At 63.3% G+C, this 15,817-nt stretch carries 17 protein-coding genes; 9 read left to right on the top strand and 8 right to left on the bottom strand.

Annotation, left to right across the window (positions count from 1 at the left end):
* The first annotated feature begins 15 nt into the window (after positions 1-15).
* Both FJ958_RS29085 and FJ958_RS29080 read left to right on the top strand, forming a co-directional pair.
* Positions 16-1,152: an alpha-hydroxy acid oxidase gene (locus FJ958_RS29085; protein ID WP_140748827.1), complete on the top strand. Its 1,137-nt coding sequence runs from the start codon at positions 16-18 to the stop codon at positions 1,150-1,152.
* 33 nt (positions 1,153-1,185) lie between these two features.
* On the top strand, positions 1,186-1,953 hold the full coding sequence (locus FJ958_RS29080; protein ID WP_140748824.1) for a metallophosphoesterase family protein: 768 nt from the start codon (positions 1,186-1,188) through the stop codon (positions 1,951-1,953).
* Between the two features lie 37 nt (positions 1,954-1,990).
* Here FJ958_RS29080 and FJ958_RS32500 read toward each other — a convergent pair whose 3' ends face one another.
* The gene (locus tag FJ958_RS32500; protein ID WP_013893872.1) at positions 1,991-2,122 is read right to left on the bottom strand and encodes a hypothetical protein; all 132 of its coding nucleotides are present in this window, start codon (positions 2,120-2,122) and stop codon (positions 1,991-1,993) included.
* A gap of 293 nt (positions 2,123-2,415) precedes the next feature.
* Positions 2,416-3,114: a type 1 glutamine amidotransferase gene (locus FJ958_RS29070; RefSeq protein WP_140748821.1), complete on the bottom strand. Its 699-nt coding sequence runs from the start codon at positions 3,112-3,114 to the stop codon at positions 2,416-2,418.
* Positions 3,115-3,202: 88 nt separating this feature from the next.
* On the opposite strand from FJ958_RS29070, the gene FJ958_RS29065 reads away from it, so the two are divergent.
* The gene (locus tag FJ958_RS29065) at positions 3,203-3,838 is read left to right on the top strand and encodes a hypothetical protein (RefSeq protein ID WP_140748818.1); all 636 of its coding nucleotides are present in this window, start codon (positions 3,203-3,205) and stop codon (positions 3,836-3,838) included.
* Positions 3,839-3,847: 9 nt separating this feature from the next.
* Here the strand turns inward: FJ958_RS29065 and FJ958_RS32300 are convergent, their stop codons facing one another.
* Positions 3,848-4,192 (bottom strand): GFA family protein, encoded by a 345-nt coding sequence (locus tag FJ958_RS32300; RefSeq protein ID WP_246679818.1) that lies wholly within the window; start codon positions 4,190-4,192, stop codon positions 3,848-3,850.
* A 199-nt stretch (positions 4,193-4,391) separates the two neighbouring features.
* Here FJ958_RS32300 and FJ958_RS29055 point away from each other — a divergent pair, with 199 nt between their 5' ends.
* From FJ958_RS29055 to FJ958_RS29045, 3 genes are all read left to right on the top strand, one after another.
* Positions 4,392-5,126: a 16S rRNA (uracil(1498)-N(3))-methyltransferase gene (locus tag FJ958_RS29055; RefSeq protein WP_140748812.1), complete on the top strand. Its 735-nt coding sequence runs from the start codon at positions 4,392-4,394 to the stop codon at positions 5,124-5,126.
* A 142-nt stretch (positions 5,127-5,268) separates the two neighbouring features.
* On the top strand, positions 5,269-6,642 hold the full coding sequence (locus FJ958_RS29050) for a glutamate--cysteine ligase (RefSeq protein ID WP_140748809.1): 1,374 nt from the start codon (positions 5,269-5,271) through the stop codon (positions 6,640-6,642).
* Positions 6,643-6,732: 90 nt separating this feature from the next.
* Positions 6,733-7,722: a DUF937 domain-containing protein gene (locus tag FJ958_RS29045; RefSeq protein WP_140748806.1), complete on the top strand. Its 990-nt coding sequence runs from the start codon at positions 6,733-6,735 to the stop codon at positions 7,720-7,722.
* 173 nt (positions 7,723-7,895) lie between these two features.
* Here the strand turns inward: FJ958_RS29045 and FJ958_RS29040 are convergent, their stop codons facing one another.
* Complete coding sequence (locus FJ958_RS29040) at positions 7,896-8,186, bottom strand: DUF1127 domain-containing protein (protein ID WP_140748803.1); 291 nt, start codon at positions 8,184-8,186, stop codon at positions 7,896-7,898.
* A 177-nt stretch (positions 8,187-8,363) separates the two neighbouring features.
* On the opposite strand from FJ958_RS29040, the gene FJ958_RS29035 reads away from it, so the two are divergent.
* From FJ958_RS29035 to FJ958_RS29025, 3 genes are all read left to right on the top strand, one after another.
* Complete coding sequence (locus FJ958_RS29035) at positions 8,364-9,320, top strand: LysR substrate-binding domain-containing protein (protein WP_140748800.1); 957 nt, start codon at positions 8,364-8,366, stop codon at positions 9,318-9,320.
* An 82-nt stretch (positions 9,321-9,402) separates the two neighbouring features.
* Positions 9,403-11,034 carry an exodeoxyribonuclease VII large subunit gene (gene xseA, locus FJ958_RS29030; protein WP_140748797.1) on the top strand — a complete coding sequence of 544 codons (1,632 nt, stop codon included), beginning with the start codon at positions 9,403-9,405 and terminating at the stop codon, positions 11,032-11,034.
* A gap of 118 nt (positions 11,035-11,152) precedes the next feature.
* Positions 11,153-12,271 (top strand): P1 family peptidase, encoded by a 1,119-nt coding sequence (locus tag FJ958_RS29025; RefSeq protein WP_140748794.1) that lies wholly within the window; start codon positions 11,153-11,155, stop codon positions 12,269-12,271.
* 53 nt (positions 12,272-12,324) lie between these two features.
* Here FJ958_RS29025 and FJ958_RS29020 read toward each other — a convergent pair whose 3' ends face one another.
* The 4 genes from FJ958_RS29020 to FJ958_RS29005 all read right to left on the bottom strand — a co-directional run.
* Entirely contained in the window at positions 12,325-12,576 is a 252-nt protein-coding gene (locus FJ958_RS29020; protein WP_140748791.1) for a DUF768 domain-containing protein, read from the bottom strand.
* A gap of 397 nt (positions 12,577-12,973) precedes the next feature.
* Complete coding sequence (locus tag FJ958_RS29015; RefSeq protein ID WP_140748788.1) at positions 12,974-13,663, bottom strand: SDR family NAD(P)-dependent oxidoreductase; 690 nt, start codon at positions 13,661-13,663, stop codon at positions 12,974-12,976.
* A 496-nt stretch (positions 13,664-14,159) separates the two neighbouring features.
* Positions 14,160-14,447 (bottom strand): hypothetical protein, encoded by a 288-nt coding sequence (locus tag FJ958_RS29010; protein WP_140748785.1) that lies wholly within the window; start codon positions 14,445-14,447, stop codon positions 14,160-14,162.
* A gap of 129 nt (positions 14,448-14,576) precedes the next feature.
* The coding region (locus tag FJ958_RS29005; protein WP_210243491.1) for an SdrD B-like domain-containing protein at positions 14,577-15,817 on the bottom strand (1,241 nt) is incomplete at its 5' end.

Below are 15,817 nucleotides of genomic sequence, written 5' to 3'. Positions count from 1 at the left end.
CAAGCGGGGACCATCATGAGCGACATTCTCACCATCGCAGACCTCAAGGATCTCGCGCGCCGGCGCGTGCCCAAGATGTTCTTCGACTATGCCGATTCCGGTGCCTGGACCGAGAGCACCTATCGCGCAAACGAGGAAGACTTCCAGAAGATCAAGTTCCGCCAGCGCGTGCTGGTCGACATGAGCAACCGCTCGCTGGAATCAACCATGATCGGCCAGAAAGTGTCGATGCCGGTGGCCCTGGCGCCGACGGGCCTGACCGGCATGCAGCACGCCGATGGCGAGATGCTGGCGGCGCAGGCCGCCGAGGAATTCGGCGTGCCCTTCACGCTGTCGACGATGAGCATCTGCTCGATCGAGGATGTCGCCTCGGTGACGAAGAAGCCATTCTGGTTCCAGCTCTATGTTCTGCGCGACAAGGATTTCGTGCTCGACCTGATCGACCGGGCGAAGGCGGCGAAATGCTCGGCGCTGGTGCTGACGCTCGACCTGCAGATCCTCGGCCAGCGCCACAAGGATGTCCGCAACGGGCTTTCGGCGCCGCCCAAGATGACGCTGACCAACATCATCGACTTGGCCCTTAAACCGCGCTGGTGCCTGGGCATTGCCGGCACCAAGCGTCGCACCTTCCGCAACATCGTCGGCCATGCCAAGGGCGTCGGCGACGTCTCTTCGCTGTCGTCCTGGACGACGGAGCAGTTCGATCCGCAGCTATCGTGGAAGGACGTGGCGTGGATCAAGGAGCGCTGGGGCGGCAAGCTGATCCTGAAAGGCATCCTCGACAAGGAAGACGCGCTGATGGCGGCCAGGACCGGCGCCGACGCGATCATCGTTTCCAACCATGGCGGGCGTCAGCTCGATGGTGCGTCATCGTCGATCATGGTGCTTGAGGAAATCGCCGATGCGGTCGGCGATCAGATCGAGGTCCATATGGATGGCGGCATCCGCTCCGGCCAGGATGTGTTGAAAGCGCTTTGCCTCGGCGCCAAGGGCACCTATATCGGCCGGCCATTTCTTTACGGCCTGGGCGCGCTCGGCAGGGAAGGGGTTACCAAAGCGTTGGAAATCATCCGCAAGGAGATGGACATCACGCTGGCGCTGTGCGGAAAGCGTCTGGTCACCGACATGGGCAAGGACCAGCTCCGGCGCTAGTCAGTGACATCCGACCACGGAGACCACGAGAAATTGGCGGAACCCGGCATCCATTTCCTCGACGCGTATGGGCCGGATGGTGTGCGTCTCTACGCGATCGGCGACGTGCATGGCCGGCTCGACCTGCTGGCCGCCATGCACCGGCGGATCGAGAGCGAGTTGGAGTGGAAACCGGCTCGCGACTGGCGGGTGATCCACCTCGGCGACTATGTCGACCGTGGGCCGGACTCCAGGGGTGTCATCGATTTTCTGATCGAGGCGCGCGAACGCGATCCGCGCAATCTGATGCTCGCCGGCAACCATGACACCGGCTTTCTCGATTTTCTGAGAACCCCTGACCCGGAAGGGCTTTTCATGCGCTATGGCGGCGTCCAGACGGCGCTGTCCTATGGGGTGTCGCTCGCCGCCGACGCCGGTTGGTTCGGCAAGATGGAGACGATGAGACGGGGGCACGCGGCCCTCCTCGAAGCCGTGCCGCAAAGCCATGTCGACTTCCTGCGCTCGCTGCCCTTCTCAGTGAGCTTCGGCGACTTCTTCTTCTGCCATGCCGGTATCAGGCCCGGCATTCCCCTGGAGAAGCAAAACCCGCAGGACCTGATCTGGATCCGTGACGTTTTCCACGATCACACCGGCCTCTTCCCCAAGATCGTGGTACACGGCCACACCCCGGTCCCTGAGGCGGAGGTGATGGCCAACCGCGTCAATGTCGACACGCTTGCCTGGCAATCAGGCATGCTTACCGCGCTCGTCGTGGACGGAGCGGACAAACGCATCTTGGAAATGGCGATAAAGGAAGCTTGAGCGGCGCGCGCTAGAGGACGCGAGAGAGGCTCCGGCTTTAGCGAAGGGAGGCGGTGACCCCGTAGCCGTCGACGGCGTTGTGGTTGTTGGCCGCATCCGCGGCATAAATACCCAGGCCGCAAAGCACGATGGCGGACAGCATGGCAAAGGACAGAAGCGCTGCTTTCACGGAAGTCATCTCTTGTTGAGCTTTCTGCATCTGTGCATGGGACGGTTACCAATGCGTTGAAACGGAAAATTCGCTTCAAATTTTCGGCGATTTCGCGCTTCTAGGCATGTTCTGTATCGGAGGTGTGTCGCACGGGTCACACAAAAGGTTCATCGCGGTTGCACTGCCGATGCAGAGCGCGCGCCTTCTAGGACAGCGGGCGGACACAAGCCAAGGATGAAAGGTGTTTTCCCCAGACGGATTCAGGGCCGCGTGCCAATTATGTCACGCGGCGGGCTGCGGAGGGCGGATGCTCAGATGGTCGCGACCCAGGCGCGAGCAATGGCAAGGCCGGCGGCATCCGCGTCGGGGCCGTTGCGGGCCATTTCGCCGTCAAGCTTGCCTGCCCAGTCGGGATGGCGCGCGGCGATAACGGGCGCGAAGGAGGAACTCCAGTCCTTGACCATCGGCCGGTCGGCCTCGAAATGGAACTGGAAGCCGTAGACCGCGCGGCCGACACGAAACGCCTGATTCTCGGCGACGTGATTGCCGGCGAGCCGCACGGCGTTTTCCGGCAGTTCGAACGTGTCGTCGTGCCACAGGAAGATCGGGAATTTTTCAGGCAGCGCGGCCAATACCGGATCGGCCTTGGCGTCCGGCGTCAGCGAAACGCCGTGCCAGCCGAATTCGTTGGCGCCGCCGATGCGGTTCTCGCCGCCGAAGGCGCGGGCGACGAGCTGACTGCCGAGGCAAATGCCGAGCACGGCGCGATCCTTGCCGGCGAAATCGCGGGTCAGTTCCAGCAACGCCGGGAAATAGGGATATTCATCGTCGGCCAGCGCATTCTGGCCGCCGCCGAGCACCACCATGGCATCGTGCCCGGCTGCATCGTCCGGCAGCGGATCGCCCTTGTAGGGGAGGCGCACATCGAGATCGGCACCCGCTTCCGCAAGTGCGGCACCAACCTGGCCGAGGCCGGTATTGTCGTAGTTCTGGACCACCAGCACCCGCATCCGCAAACCCTGCTGACATGAAAATGATGCGAGGAGCGATACCATGCCGCTAGTGTCGCAGCCAAGATGCGTATCCTGGGAGAGAACTATGCCACTGCAGAACCGGGTCGATCCGTTCGGCGCCATCCACGCCGTGCCCGAGCGCGGCCTGTTCACCGGCAATCGCGGCATCATCCACGATCCCGAAACGAAGACCCTGTTGAAGAAACGCTGGGCCCTGCAGGCGTGGATCATCTGCGTGTGCCAGTTCCGCAACGTGCGGCGCGAGCCGATGGGCCGCAACCGGCCGGGCGGCAAGCCTGGCTGGACCGAGCTGTTTTTCCTCGACGAGGTGACGGCGCTGGCCGCGGGTCACCGGCCTTGTTTCTTTTGCCAGCGCGAGCGGGCCAGGGATTTTGTCGGCCACTTCGGCAAGGCCTTCGGCATTGCCGAACCGCGCGCGCCGCAGGTCGATAGGCGATTGCACAAGGAGCGGCTGGCTTCCGGCGGGCAAGCGGTGAAGCTCGATCGCACGTCGATCATGGCCCTGCCGGACGGCACGATGATCGCGGCCGGCAACAGGCCCTACGCGCTGCGTGACGGTGCGGCGCTGCCCTGGAGTTTCGGCGGTTATGGGCAGGCGATCGGCCTCGACGCACCCGACCTTGCCGATCCGTTCATGATCACGCCGACGACGGCCGTGGCCGTGCTTGGCGCCGGGTATCGACCGGCCTGGGCAAGCTGAGCAGTCGTGCTACTTCAATTCCGATTGCGGCACCACGGGAACCGCCGGCAACTCATAGTAGTCGCCCGCGGATTCCGGATACAATTGGCTTTCCATTTTCAGACCGGTCTTGCCGTCTATGGTCCCGGCCCAGACGGAAATGAACGGGCTGCCAACCCGGCGCCAGAACAGATTTCCACCACATACGCAGCAGAAGCCGCGCTCGGCGTGCTCGGACGATCTGAACCAACGCAGCGTATCGCCTGTGATGGTCGCCCGTTGCTGTTCAACCTGCGTGGCCGCCCCGAAATGGCCGGTTGCCTTTCTGCACTGATTGCAATGGCAAGCAACGATCGGACGCAGTTCACCGCTCAACTCATAGCTCACGGCACCGCACAAACAGCCGCCTCGTGTAATCCTTTCCAACCCACCCTCCAGACCGCATTCTTCTGCACTCCAGACTGCGCGATGGAGCAAAAGACGGGCATCGGTATTCCGACAGCGCCATGTCGTCTTTGCTGTACGGCCAGCATGCAGGCTTGACGCCACGGGCAGCGTCGCCCATTCCTCGGCCATGCGCGCCAATTACAAGATGCAACGTCTGTTCGTGTCCGACGATCTCGCGGCGGACGTCGAGTTCGATGCCGGCCAGCAGCAGAGCCATTATCTCATGCATGTGCTGCGGCTCGCCGAGGGCGCGGAGATCCTCGTCTTCAATGGCCGCGATGGCGAATGGTCGGCTGCGATTGCCGCCAAATCAAAAAGGGCGGTGCGGCTGAAAGTGCTGACGCTGCAACGGCCACAGCCGCCACTGCCCGATCTCATCTACTGTTTCGCGCCGCTGAAGCAGGGCCGCCTCGACTATCTCGTGCAGAAGGCGGTCGAGATGGGCGCGGGCATCCTGCAGCCGGTCATCACCCAGCATACGCAAGTGGCGAAACCGTCAATCGATCGCCTGCGCGCTAATGTCATCGAAGCCGCCGAGCAGTGCGGCATCCTGGCGGTGCCGGAGGTTCGCGAGGCGGAAAAGTTCGAACGCCTGCTGACCGGGTGGGACAAGGAGCGGCGGCTGGTCTTCTGCGACGAGGACGCCTCGACCAACAATCCGCTGCCGGCCTTGCAGCAGTTGAAGGAGAAGAAGCTGGCGCTGCTGGTCGGCCCGGAAGGCGGCTTTTCCGATGACGAGCGCAAGATGCTGCGCGCCCTGCCCTTCGTGACCGCCATTCCGCTCGGGCCGCGCATCCTGCGCTCCGACACCGCGGCCGTGGCCGCGCTTGCCGTCATGCAGGCGACGATCGGAGATTGGTGAGGCTCTTCTTTCTCCCTCCGAGCAAGAAGGCGCGCTCTTCAATTCCTCTTGACCTCTGGCTCAGGATTTTTCGCTTGATCGGCTGCTGACATTTCGTCCATTTACCCCCGGCGGCCCTCCGGCTGCTCTTGAGGGCTTGATCATGGCGCGCGACACAACCGATTTCCGGCCCATCGAAGGCGTCGACGAACTCGTCGAGCACCTGGCCGAGGGCAACAAACCACGTGACAAGTGGCGCATCGGCACCGAGCACGAGAAATTCCCGTTCTATGTCGATGGCAACGCACCGGTGCCTTATGGCGGCGAACGCGGTATCCGCGCCATCCTCGAAGGCATGCAAAACAAGCTCGGCTGGGACCCGATCATCGATGATGGCCGCATCATCGGCCTGGTCGAGCCAACCGGACAAGGGGCGATATCGCTCGAGCCCGGCGGCCAGTTCGAGCTTTCCGGTGCACCGCTGGAGACGATCCACCAGACCTGCCGCGAGGGCAATGCCCATCTGGCGCAGGTGCGCGAGATCGCCGAGCCGATGGGTATCCGCTTTCTCGGCCTCGGCGGCAGCCCGAAATGGTCGCTGGCCGAGACGCCGAAAATGCCGAAGTCGCGCTATGAGATCATGACGCGCTACATGCCCAAGGTCGGCAGCAAGGGCCTCGACATGATGTACCGCACCTGCACGATCCAGGTGAACCTCGACTTCGAGAGCGAAGCCGACATGCGCCGCAAGATGCAGGTGTCGCTGAAGCTGCAGCCGCTGTCGACGGCGCTGTTCGCCAACTCGCCTTTCACCGAGAGCCGCCCAAACGGCCTGCAGAGCTGGCGTGGCGACATCTGGCGCGACACCGACAACCAGCGCTCCGGACTGCTCGAATTCTGCTTCTCGCCCGATTTCGGTTTCGCCGATTATGTCGAATGGGCGCTCGACGTGCCGATGTATTTCGTCATTCGCGACGGCCGCTATCACGACATGACGCATATCACCTTCCGCCAGTTCATGGCCGGGGCCGCGCGCAATGAAGTGCCGGACGGGCTGCCGACCATGGGCGACTGGGCGAACCACCTGTCGACGTTGTTCCCGGACGTGCGGCTGAAGCGCTTCCTCGAAATGCGCGGCGCCGATGGCGGCCCTTGGCGGCGCATCTGCGCGCTGCCGGCCTTCTGGGTCGGGCTGCTCTACGACGAGGCCGCGCTCGACGCGGCGGAGGCGTTGACCTCGAGCTGGACGTACGACGAGGTGCTGGCAATGCGCAACGCGGTGCCCGAGCAAGGCATTTCCGCGCCCTTCCGCAACGCCACGCTGCGCGAGATGGCGCGCGATGTGCTGGCCATTTCGCGCCTGGGGCTGAAGAACCGCGGCAAGAAGAACCGCGACGGCTACGACGAGACGTCGTTCCTCAACACGCTCGACGAGGTCGTGGCGCGCGGCACCACCAGCGCCGAGGAGATGCTTTCCGCCTACCACACGCGCTGGGGCGGCTCGATCGAGCCTGTGTTCATGGAATACGCCTACTGACCCGGCGCGTTGAGGAGCGGCAAAACCCGCTTCAATAGAGTGATGAAACGAACTAGGCTCTCAGCCGAGGATTTCCCGGAGGAGACGCCGATGCCCACTTTGTTCGACATGCTGACGCAGGCCCAGAACGGCAACGGCATGCAGGCGCTTGCCCAGCAATACGGGCTTTCGATGCAGCAGGCGCAGGCGGCGGTCGCCGCGCTGCTGCCGGCCTTTTCGCAAGGGTTGCAGCGCAACACCGCCGATCCCTACGGGCTCGGCGCGTTCATGACCGCGATGGCCAGCGGCCAGCACGCCAAGTATTTCGAGGATGCGACGCGCGCCTTCTCGCCGCAAGGCGTCGACGAAGGCAACGGCATTCTGGGACACCTGTTCGGCTCGAAAGAGCTTTCGCGCGCCGTGGCCAGCCAGGCAGCGCAAGCGAGCGGCGTCAGCCAGCAGATCCTGCAGCAGATGCTTCCCGCGATCGCCTCGATGGTGATGGGCGGCCTGTTCAAGCAGACGACGGACCAGTTGACAGGAGTTCCGATGCAGGCCGCAGGCGGCTTCGGCGGCAACAATCCGCTCGGCGAGATCATCGAGCAGATGATGCGGCAGGGTGGCGGCATGCAGGCGCCGCCGCCCCAGGCCCCGATGGACAACCCGCTTGGCAAGGTCTTGCAGGATATGTTTGGCGGCACGCCGCAAACGCAAAGCCAGCCGCAGCCGGCCCCCAATCCCTATGGCGACAATCCGCTCGGCAAGGTGCTGCAGGACATGTTCGGTGGCGCTGCCCAGCAACCACGGAACCGGCCGCAGCCGCAGCAGACACAGAGCCCCTACGGCGACAATCCGCTGGGAAAAATGTTCGAGGAGATGCTGCGCGGCGGGAGTGGATTTGGCAGCGGACAGCCGGCGCCCGAGACACCGCAGCAGCGTCAGGCACCACAGCCGCAGACCAACCCGAGCGGCAGGCCGAGGAATCCATTCGACGATATCTTCGGCAAGATGTTCGAGACCGGCGCCCAGCAGCGCGACGAATACCAGAAGAGCGTGGAAACGATCTTCGACCAGTTCAAGCGCGACATGGACCGCCGGTAGGGCGCCACGCTACAACCCACCATTTTCGAGCAAGCCGAAAAGAAAAGCCCGGTCCTTGGGAGGACCGGGCAATGTGCAGGCAGGCCGGCGGGGAACCGGCAGGGAGTGGGGAGCCTGCAGAACCTTGGTTGCGCTGACCCTCAAAAGGTTCAACGGGACCGAAAGTGAACCAATCAGGCCACCTTGCGGGCGATGTCCTCGATCGTTGCGACGCGATCGCTGGCAATCTCACGCAAGATCACCGTCGGGTCGCGGCCAAACGGCACGTCGATGGCGACATGCAGGTCGGCGCGCGTCAGGCCGATATCGGCGAGTTCGGCATCCGACATCTCGCCAAGGCGATAGAAGGCGCGGCGATTTTTCCAGGCGCGGTAGGCTTTGGAGACGGTATTTGCCACGCGCGTCGCAACGGCCGGACGCGTGGTGATGCGCGAGGTCTCGGTGGCGAAATCGATCGTGGTCATGTCAGCCTCCTTCGGAGTCGAGCGGACGAAGCCGGGCAAGCGGCGCCAGTGACAGGTGCCGCTCCGGTTTCGATTCACATGCTTTCATGTGGACAATGCCAATTTGCCATCGACCAATTGATTAATCCAACGAATGTTTCTAATCCTAGGCATCAACATCAATGATGGATCACGCCGATGAAAGCGCCGCTCGATCTCGATCAGTTGCAGACCTTCATCTCAATCGCCGACACCGGCAGCTTCACCCGCGCGGCGGAGGAAGTGCACCGCACCCAGTCGGCGGTGTCGATGCAGATGCGCCGGCTGGAAGAGCGGATCGGCAAGCCGCTGTTCGAGAAGGACGGGCGCAGCAACAGGCTGACGGAGGAAGGCGACAAGCTGCTCTCCTATGCAAGACGGCTGCTCTATCTCAACCGCGAAACACTCGCCGCCTTCGATGACCAGCGGCTCGAAGGCACGATCCGCATCGGCACGCCGGACGACTATGCCGACCGTTTCCTGCCCGAGATCATGGCGCGCTTCACGCGCTCCAATCCGCGTGTCGAACTGACCGTGATCTGCGAGCCGACGCCGGGGCTGGTCGAGCATATCAAGCGCGGCAATCTCGACCTGGCGCTGGTGACCCACAATGATGTGCGCGGCCAATCGGAAGTCGTGCGGCGCGAACCGCTGCTGTGGGTCTCCTCGGCCAACCACGCAACACACGAGCAGGAAATCCTGCCGATGGCCTTTGGCCGGCCGAACTGCATCTGGCGGCGCGCCGCCGTGGATGTGCTGGACCAGCAGAACCGCGACTATCGCATCCTCTTCACCAGCTTCTCGGCAACCGTCATCACCGCCGCGGTGCTGTCCGGCCTGGCGATCTCCGTGCTGCCGGAATGCGCTCTCAGGCCCGGCATGCGCGTGCTGGGCGAGGCCGATGGCTTCGGCGCCCTGCCCGACTGCCGCATCGGCATCATGCGCGGCCAGACGTCGCGACCCGAGATCGTCGACGCGCTCGCCCGCCATATTTCGGAAAGCCTGGACAATATCTCGGTGCCGCTCGGCGAGGAGACGGGAACCTTCGACTTCGCCGCACTTGCCTTTTCCAAGATGAAACGAACCAGGCCGAACCAGATCCTGCCGGGCTGGTAGATAGGGTCCGGCGCACCAGGTTCTGGACAACTGGCCTGACACGCGCCTTGACGTGGAGCGCCAACCGGCCCCCAATCGACCGATGAGCGAAGCAGCATCCGAATCACGCACCAACGCCACCGAATACACGGTGAGCGAAATATCCGGTGCCTTGAAGCGCACGGTCGAGGACGTCTTCGGCAATGTGCGGGTGCGCGGCGAAATTTCGGGCTATCGCGGACCGCACTCCTCCGGCCATGCCTATTTCGCGCTGAAAGACGACCGCGCGCGGCTCGATGCCGTGGTGTGGAAGGGCACGATGAGCCGGCTGAAATTCCGTCCCGAGGAAGGGATGGAGGTGATCGCCACCGGCAAGCTCACCACCTATCCCGGCAAGTCCAACTACCAGATCGTCATCGACAATCTCGAGCCGGCAGGCGCCGGAGCGCTGATGGCGCTGCTGGAAGAGCGCAAGCGCCGGCTGCAGGCGGAAGGGCTGTTCGACGCGGGCCGCAAACGCCGGCTGCCGTTCATGCCATGCGTCATCGGTGTCGTCACCTCGCCAACCGGCTCGGTCATCCGCGATATCATCCACCGCATCAAGGACCGCTTTCCGCTGCATGTGCTCGTCTGGCCGGTGCGCGTGCAAGGCGAAACCGCGAGCGCGGAAGTGACCAATGCCGTCACCGGCTTCAACGCGCTGGCATGGGATGGCCCCATCCAGCGCCCCGACCTTTTGATCGTCGCGCGCGGCGGCGGCAGCCTGGAGGATCTGTGGGGCTTCAACGACGAGACACTGGCCCGGGCCGTTTCCGCCTCCGGCATTCCAGTGATCTCCGCCGTCGGCCACGAGACGGACTGGACGCTGATCGACCTCGTCGCGGATGTGCGGGCGCCGACACCGACGGGTGCCGCCGAAATCGCCGTGCCGGTCAAGGCCGATCTCGAAGCGACGCTTGCCGGTCTCGGCGCGCGGCTGAAGGCCGCGGTGCTGCGCAATTTCGAGCGCAAGCGGCAGGCAGCCCGCGCGGCGGTGCGCGCACTGCCCTCGCCCGATCAATTGCTGGCGCTGCCGCGCCGGCGTCTCGATGATGCGACGAGCCGGCTCGGCCGCGGCCTGATGGTGTCCACCGAACGCAAGCGGGCACGGTTCTTCGCCGTAAAATTGACGCCGGCGATGCTGTCACAGAGGATTGCCGAGGCGCGGCGCACCAACGATCGGAACCTTTTGCGGGCGCAAGGGGCGCTGCGCGCGCTGACGAGGGCACGGCGCGCTGAACTGAACCGCGCCGCCGATCAGTTGCCAAAATGCGCCAAGGCGTCGCTGCAGCGTCACAGGCAGCAGTTGGCACTATTACAGGGTCGCATCACGATCGAGCCGACAGCGCGGCGGCAACGTGTGCAGAGGGATTTGCTGACGGCACTGACCAGACGTGCCAGCCAGGCGGTACTGCTCAGGCTGGGGCGGCTGCGCGGCCGCATTGGCCAGGCCGACCGGCTGATGGCGACGCTTTCCCACAAGGCCGTCCTGGCGCGTGGCTTCGCGCTGGTGAAGGACGCCGACGGCGCCGTCATCAAGCAGGCGGCCGACGTGGCGTCGGGGATGGCGCTGTCGTTGGAGTTCGCGGACGGCACGGCGGATGCGGTGGCAACCAGCGGGACCGCGCGGCCAAGGCCGGCTGCCAGGCCGGCGGCCAAGACCAAGGAACCCGGCAAACAGGGATCGCTGTTCTAGAGCCGGATGATTTCAGGTCGAATCGACCTAAAATCTGAATCCGGCTCTAAATCATAGGGTTAGAGCATGATGTCATCCGAAAACCGCTTCACACTTTTCGGCATCATGCTCTGAGATCATGACCGACAATCCGCATCATCTTGCGACGCCGTCAGGCAAGCCGCGCGCGCGAAGCGTCGGCATCGGCTTTGACGGAACGCCCGGGCCGTTCAATGCGATCACCGGCGTGCCCGGTGTCGCGGTCGGCTATTCGACGCTGATATCGGGCGATGGCGCGCTCGTCGTCGGCAAGGGGCCGGTGCGCACCGGCGTCACCGCCATTCTGCCGAGGCCGCGTGCCGAATTGGCCGCGCCGGTTTTCGCCGGCATCTTCAGCCAGAACGGCAATGGTGAGTTGACCGGCTCGCATATCGTCGAGGAAACCGGTGCTTTCAACTTCCCGATCACAATCACCAACACGCATTCCTGCGGAGTTTCGCGTGACGGCACGCTGCGCTGGATGAACCAAGTGCTGCCGGCCGCAATCGACAGCGCCTGGGGCCTGCCGGTGGCGGCGGAGACCTATGACGGGTTTCTCAACGACATAAACGGCCACCATTTGACGTTTGCGCATGTCGCCGAGGCGCTCGATGGCGCGGCGGGCGGCCCGGTCGAGGAAGGCAGCGTCGGCGGCGGCACCGGCATGATCACTTTCGGCTTCAAGGCCGGTTCCGGCACGGCGTCACGCATCGTCGCATGGCAAGGGCGAAGCTACACGGTGGGCGCCTTCGTGCAGTCGAATTTCGGCAAGCGGCGCAATTTTACCCTTCGTGGCCTGCGTGCCGGACCGGAGCTTATCGAGCCGGCTGTCCGCGAGGGAACGCCGCGCGCCGAAAAGGGCTCCATCATTGCCGTCATAGCCACCGACGCGCCGTTCCTGCCGCACCAGATGAAGCGGGTGGCCCGCCGTGTGCCGCTCGGCGTCGCGATGACCGGCGGCTTCGGCTATCACAGCTCGGGCGATATCTTTCTCGCCTTCTCGACAGCCAATCCCGACGCGGCACTGGCGCCATCGGGCCGCATCGCCAATGCCGATTTCATCCCCGATACGGATATCGATCCGTTTTTCGATGCCGTGATCCAGTCGGTGGAAGAATCGATCCTCAACGCCCTGGTCGCCAATGACGACATGACCGGGCGCGACGGCAATTTCGTGCCAGCGCTACCGAAAGCGTGGCTGAAGGAAAAGTTCGGCTGAGATGAAAACGCGGGCCGAACAGCCCGCGCATTCAGACAGGGGCGCCTCTGAATTCATTCCGCGGCCTTGCTGGAAGGCTGCTGGTGCTCGTCGGCCTCGGCCGCTTCCTCGAGCCGGGAGGCGATCAGTTCCTGGATATCGCCGACTTCCTCCTGGATGTCCTCCAGCGGGATGCCGACCTCGGCCGCCTTGGCGGCGCATTCCTTGGCCAGCGTCTCGGCCTGATTCTCGATCCTGGCATGGGAGTGGCAATGGACCTTTTCGCCGATCCATCCCCGCAAGAATTCGATCGCGTGTTCACTCATACTGCTGTTCCCTGGCGGCAAAGCCGGTTGGTAATCATAAACGTCGGCATCCAACAAAGGATGCATGCTCCCATTCCAGCCGAGTCGCGCCCAGCCGGCAAGCCGATGCCGTCCAAGGTCCACAGAGCCGAAGGAAATCGAGGGGTGAAGAACATTTTCTGATTCTGAAGGACTGTACCGTTGGCGGGATCTGCCCCGCTCCGAGCAATTGCTTCTACCTTTTACGGCTTTCAGTCCGTTTCGTATCTCAATGGCTGTCGCTACAGCCGCCTTTGGACGTTGCGCTTCAAGGCGCGAGCCCGCGAGGCCGCCGCTATATAGTGATATCCTCATGCAATGTCGACTCCTCTGAACCGAGCCCGCAGGACGCTCGGAAGTCGCACATTGCGCCAGCCCGTCAGAAGGTCTCAACCCAGGGCCTGAGTTCCATTTCCCAGGTCCATGCGCTGCGGTGCTGGCGATGGATGGAGAGATAGGCCTGCGCGATCGCATCCGGTGACAGCCGGCGGTCCTGAGGCTCGGAATCCTGTCCGGAGACGGCTGAGCCTATGGCGCCATCGATAATGAAATGCGCGACGTGGATGTTCTTCGGCGCCAGTTCACGTGCCATGGACTGCGCCAGCCCGCGCAAGCCGAATTTGGGCATTGCAAAACCGGCGGAGCCCGCGAACCCCTTCACGCTTGCCGTCGCTCCGGTGAAGAAGATCGAGCCCGCCCCCTGGGCGAGGAGCCGGTGGGTCGCCTGCTGACCGACCAGGAAGCCGCCATAAGCCCCGACCAGCAAAGCCTGCCGGACGGTCTCGGGATCGAGCTCGGCGATCGGTCCGCGGGCGCGTCCGCTGGCATTGAAAACCACCAGCGAGAGCGGGCCGGCCTTGTCGGCGATATCGAACAGACGCGCCACCGAGGCGCGATCGGAGACATCCGTTGCCACAGCCTGCGCGCCTGTCTGCGCCTGCAAGGCTTCCAGCTTTTCAACGTTGCGGGCAGCCAGGACCACATGGAACCCTTCCTTCGCGAAAAGACGCGCAAGCGAGGCGCTCAAGCCGGAGCCTGCCCCGGCGATGACGGCGACTTTGGATGTCATGAGACCTCTCCTTCTTTCCACTGATTGCGGCCAATGGCTGGCGCATGGCCTCTATCGAAGCTTGCCCGATCAGCGCGGCGCGAGCAACGTGCACGGCGCCCAGAAAAATGGCCGGGCGCGAAAGCGGCCCGGCCAAAAAGAAGGTCATAACCTTCAGAGGGGAACACCGCTCGGCGAAATGGGAGGAAACACCGAACGGGTTTTTCCCTTTTGGACCAAATTCCGGCCGGAAGCGGCGAAGGGTTTTCTAAAGATCGGGCAGGATCGCGAAATTCTGTCCTTTCCTGCACGGGAAGCTCATCAACTCCGATTTCCGACTCCAGCAGATTGGCCTAATGGCGCCGCGCGACATCGGGAATGCTCGCGCCAGTCCTGTGTGCCTCTGGTTAGCTCGACGCGCCACTCTGGACGATCAGCGACTGGTGCTTGCCAGAAAGAGCTGATCCGTTGTTTCCAGCAAGGCTTCGTCTGCGATGGCATCCCGCTCTGTCTGCTGCTAGGAAAGCTGTTGTGCAGGCTGTTCGACCTGATGCACCTTTCCGGCCTGGGTCAGTCGCGCCATGACCGCGGTCATCTGATTGTAGAGATCGACGAACCCCGCCGGCGACATCGACAGTTGCCCGACAACGACGCGATTGATGTTCGCGCGGTCCTCGGCGTCCACACGATCCGAATAGAGCGTAAGGCGCAACACGTCCTGGCGGAAACTTATGGCCAGGGCGCCATCGCAAAAAATCTCCGGCGCATCGGGCCGGTCGATGATCTTCTCAACGCGCTGGTTCATATCGGCCCTCTTTGCCTTTTCTCGAATTTGATCGCGCGCGATTGGTGTCGATCCACCCGGCCCGCAGGATCGAGGGGGGAGACGAACTCGCCCTCGATCGGTGCATGCACGAGATTCGCACACGGTTCGTCAAACGTGGAGTTGCAGGTAGCTGCCCGAGTAATTCAGCGCACCCGCAACAATGCCGAAATGATCGCCCTCATCCAAGGTGGTGAAAACGTGCGACTGGTTCAGCGACAGCATCATGTTGTTGCCGGTGGCCCCATCGGTGGTGGCGTTCATGTCGGCAAAGATCTGGCTGCCCGACGGCACACCGCCAACTGAACTCTGCCAGGCGGCGCTGCTTGCCTTGACCGTCTTGGTGAAGCCGTCTTTGCCCGGTTCCGTGGCATTGTTGTAGTCGAGGATATAAGCATCGGCGGAAGTTACCTGGCCGTCGCCATTGGTGTCCGTGTTATGCGTCACGCCGCCATTTGCGATCAGCCAGTCGGTGATATTGGCAATCATGCCCGCCGGCGCGCTGAAGTTCGGGACACCGGCCCCATTGAGCAGCGTGGTGATCGCATAGCGGACGAAATCGCCGAGCTTGTCGCCGCCCGTGCCGTTAGCCCCGCCGACGATCTCCCGGGCATCGTCCCACTCGATGACCAGGGACTTGCCGCTGGCATCCGTGAATAGCAGATCCTTGTGGTTGTCGTGATCGACATCGAGATTTCCGGGTAGATTATTGGCGATGTCCGGGGCCGAGATCGTGCCGGCAGCGGCGAGCTTGGAAGCGAGCGAAACACCCTTTCCGTCAACGCCGCCATTGCTGGTGTCGGTTCCGAGGATCGGCGCGTCCCAGACATATTCATGATTGTACCAGAAGCCCGGGGTGAGCCCGAGGGCGCCGAGTTCGTGGTTGCCGAAGGTCAGGGCGTTGCCGACGTTGACTTCCCTGTGCAGGGAGTCGGGCTGCCCTTCCTCTCCGGCGACCGCGACGAGTTCCTGTCCGCTGAGCACCGTTACCGTCGTGGTGGCGTCACCAACGCCATCCTTGTTGTGGTCGACGGTCGCACCCCAAGTCGTTCCATCCGTGAACAGCTCGGAGATCGTATAGGTACCTGGATGAAGGTTGCCGAACGAGAAGTAGCCATTTGCACCAGTCGTCGTCGTAAGGGTGTCGATCGTGCCGTTGCCGTCGACATCACCCTGCAACTGGATGGTGATGCCGGCCATCGGGACATCGCTTCCATCGTATTTGCCGTTGGCATCCATGTCATTGAACTTGAAGCCATGGATGGAGCCCGGCACGAAGTTGTCGAAGTCGAGCCCGGTCTGGTTGGTGCCAGAAGTGCCGGTAATGCCGTAGCCGGCAGCACCGACCGTCT

Source organism: Mesorhizobium sp. B2-3-5, assembly GCF_006442395.1.
Classification (GTDB): domain Bacteria; phylum Pseudomonadota; class Alphaproteobacteria; order Rhizobiales; family Rhizobiaceae; genus Mesorhizobium.
Note: the sequence above shows the minus strand (reverse complement) of the source record. Positions and strands in the feature narration are given on the sequence as shown.

Coding starts and splice junctions, on each gene's coding strand:
- xseA (WP_140748797.1), top strand. CDS start 9,403: ATGAGCGAAGCAGCATCCGAATCACGCACCAACGCCACCGAATACACG.
- FJ958_RS29025 (WP_140748794.1), top strand. CDS start 11,153: ATGACCGACAATCCGCATCATCTTGCGACGCCGTCAGGCAAGCCGCGC.
- FJ958_RS29055 (WP_140748812.1), top strand. CDS start 4,392: ATGCGCGCCAATTACAAGATGCAACGTCTGTTCGTGTCCGACGATCTC.
- FJ958_RS29015 (WP_140748788.1), bottom strand. CDS start 13,663: ATGACATCCAAAGTCGCCGTCATCGCCGGGGCAGGCTCCGGCTTGAGC.
- FJ958_RS29085 (WP_140748827.1), top strand. CDS start 16: ATGAGCGACATTCTCACCATCGCAGACCTCAAGGATCTCGCGCGCCGG.
- FJ958_RS29050 (WP_140748809.1), top strand. CDS start 5,269: ATGGCGCGCGACACAACCGATTTCCGGCCCATCGAAGGCGTCGACGAA.
- FJ958_RS29040 (WP_140748803.1), bottom strand. CDS start 8,186: ATGACCACGATCGATTTCGCCACCGAGACCTCGCGCATCACCACGCGT.
- FJ958_RS29020 (WP_140748791.1), bottom strand. CDS start 12,576: ATGAGTGAACACGCGATCGAATTCTTGCGGGGATGGATCGGCGAAAAG.
- FJ958_RS29070 (WP_140748821.1), bottom strand. CDS start 3,114: ATGCGGGTGCTGGTGGTCCAGAACTACGACAATACCGGCCTCGGCCAG.
- FJ958_RS29065 (WP_140748818.1), top strand. CDS start 3,203: ATGCCACTGCAGAACCGGGTCGATCCGTTCGGCGCCATCCACGCCGTG.
- FJ958_RS29010 (WP_140748785.1), bottom strand. CDS start 14,447: ATGAACCAGCGCGTTGAGAAGATCATCGACCGGCCCGATGCGCCGGAG.
- FJ958_RS29035 (WP_140748800.1), top strand. CDS start 8,364: ATGAAAGCGCCGCTCGATCTCGATCAGTTGCAGACCTTCATCTCAATC.
- FJ958_RS29045 (WP_140748806.1), top strand. CDS start 6,733: ATGCCCACTTTGTTCGACATGCTGACGCAGGCCCAGAACGGCAACGGC.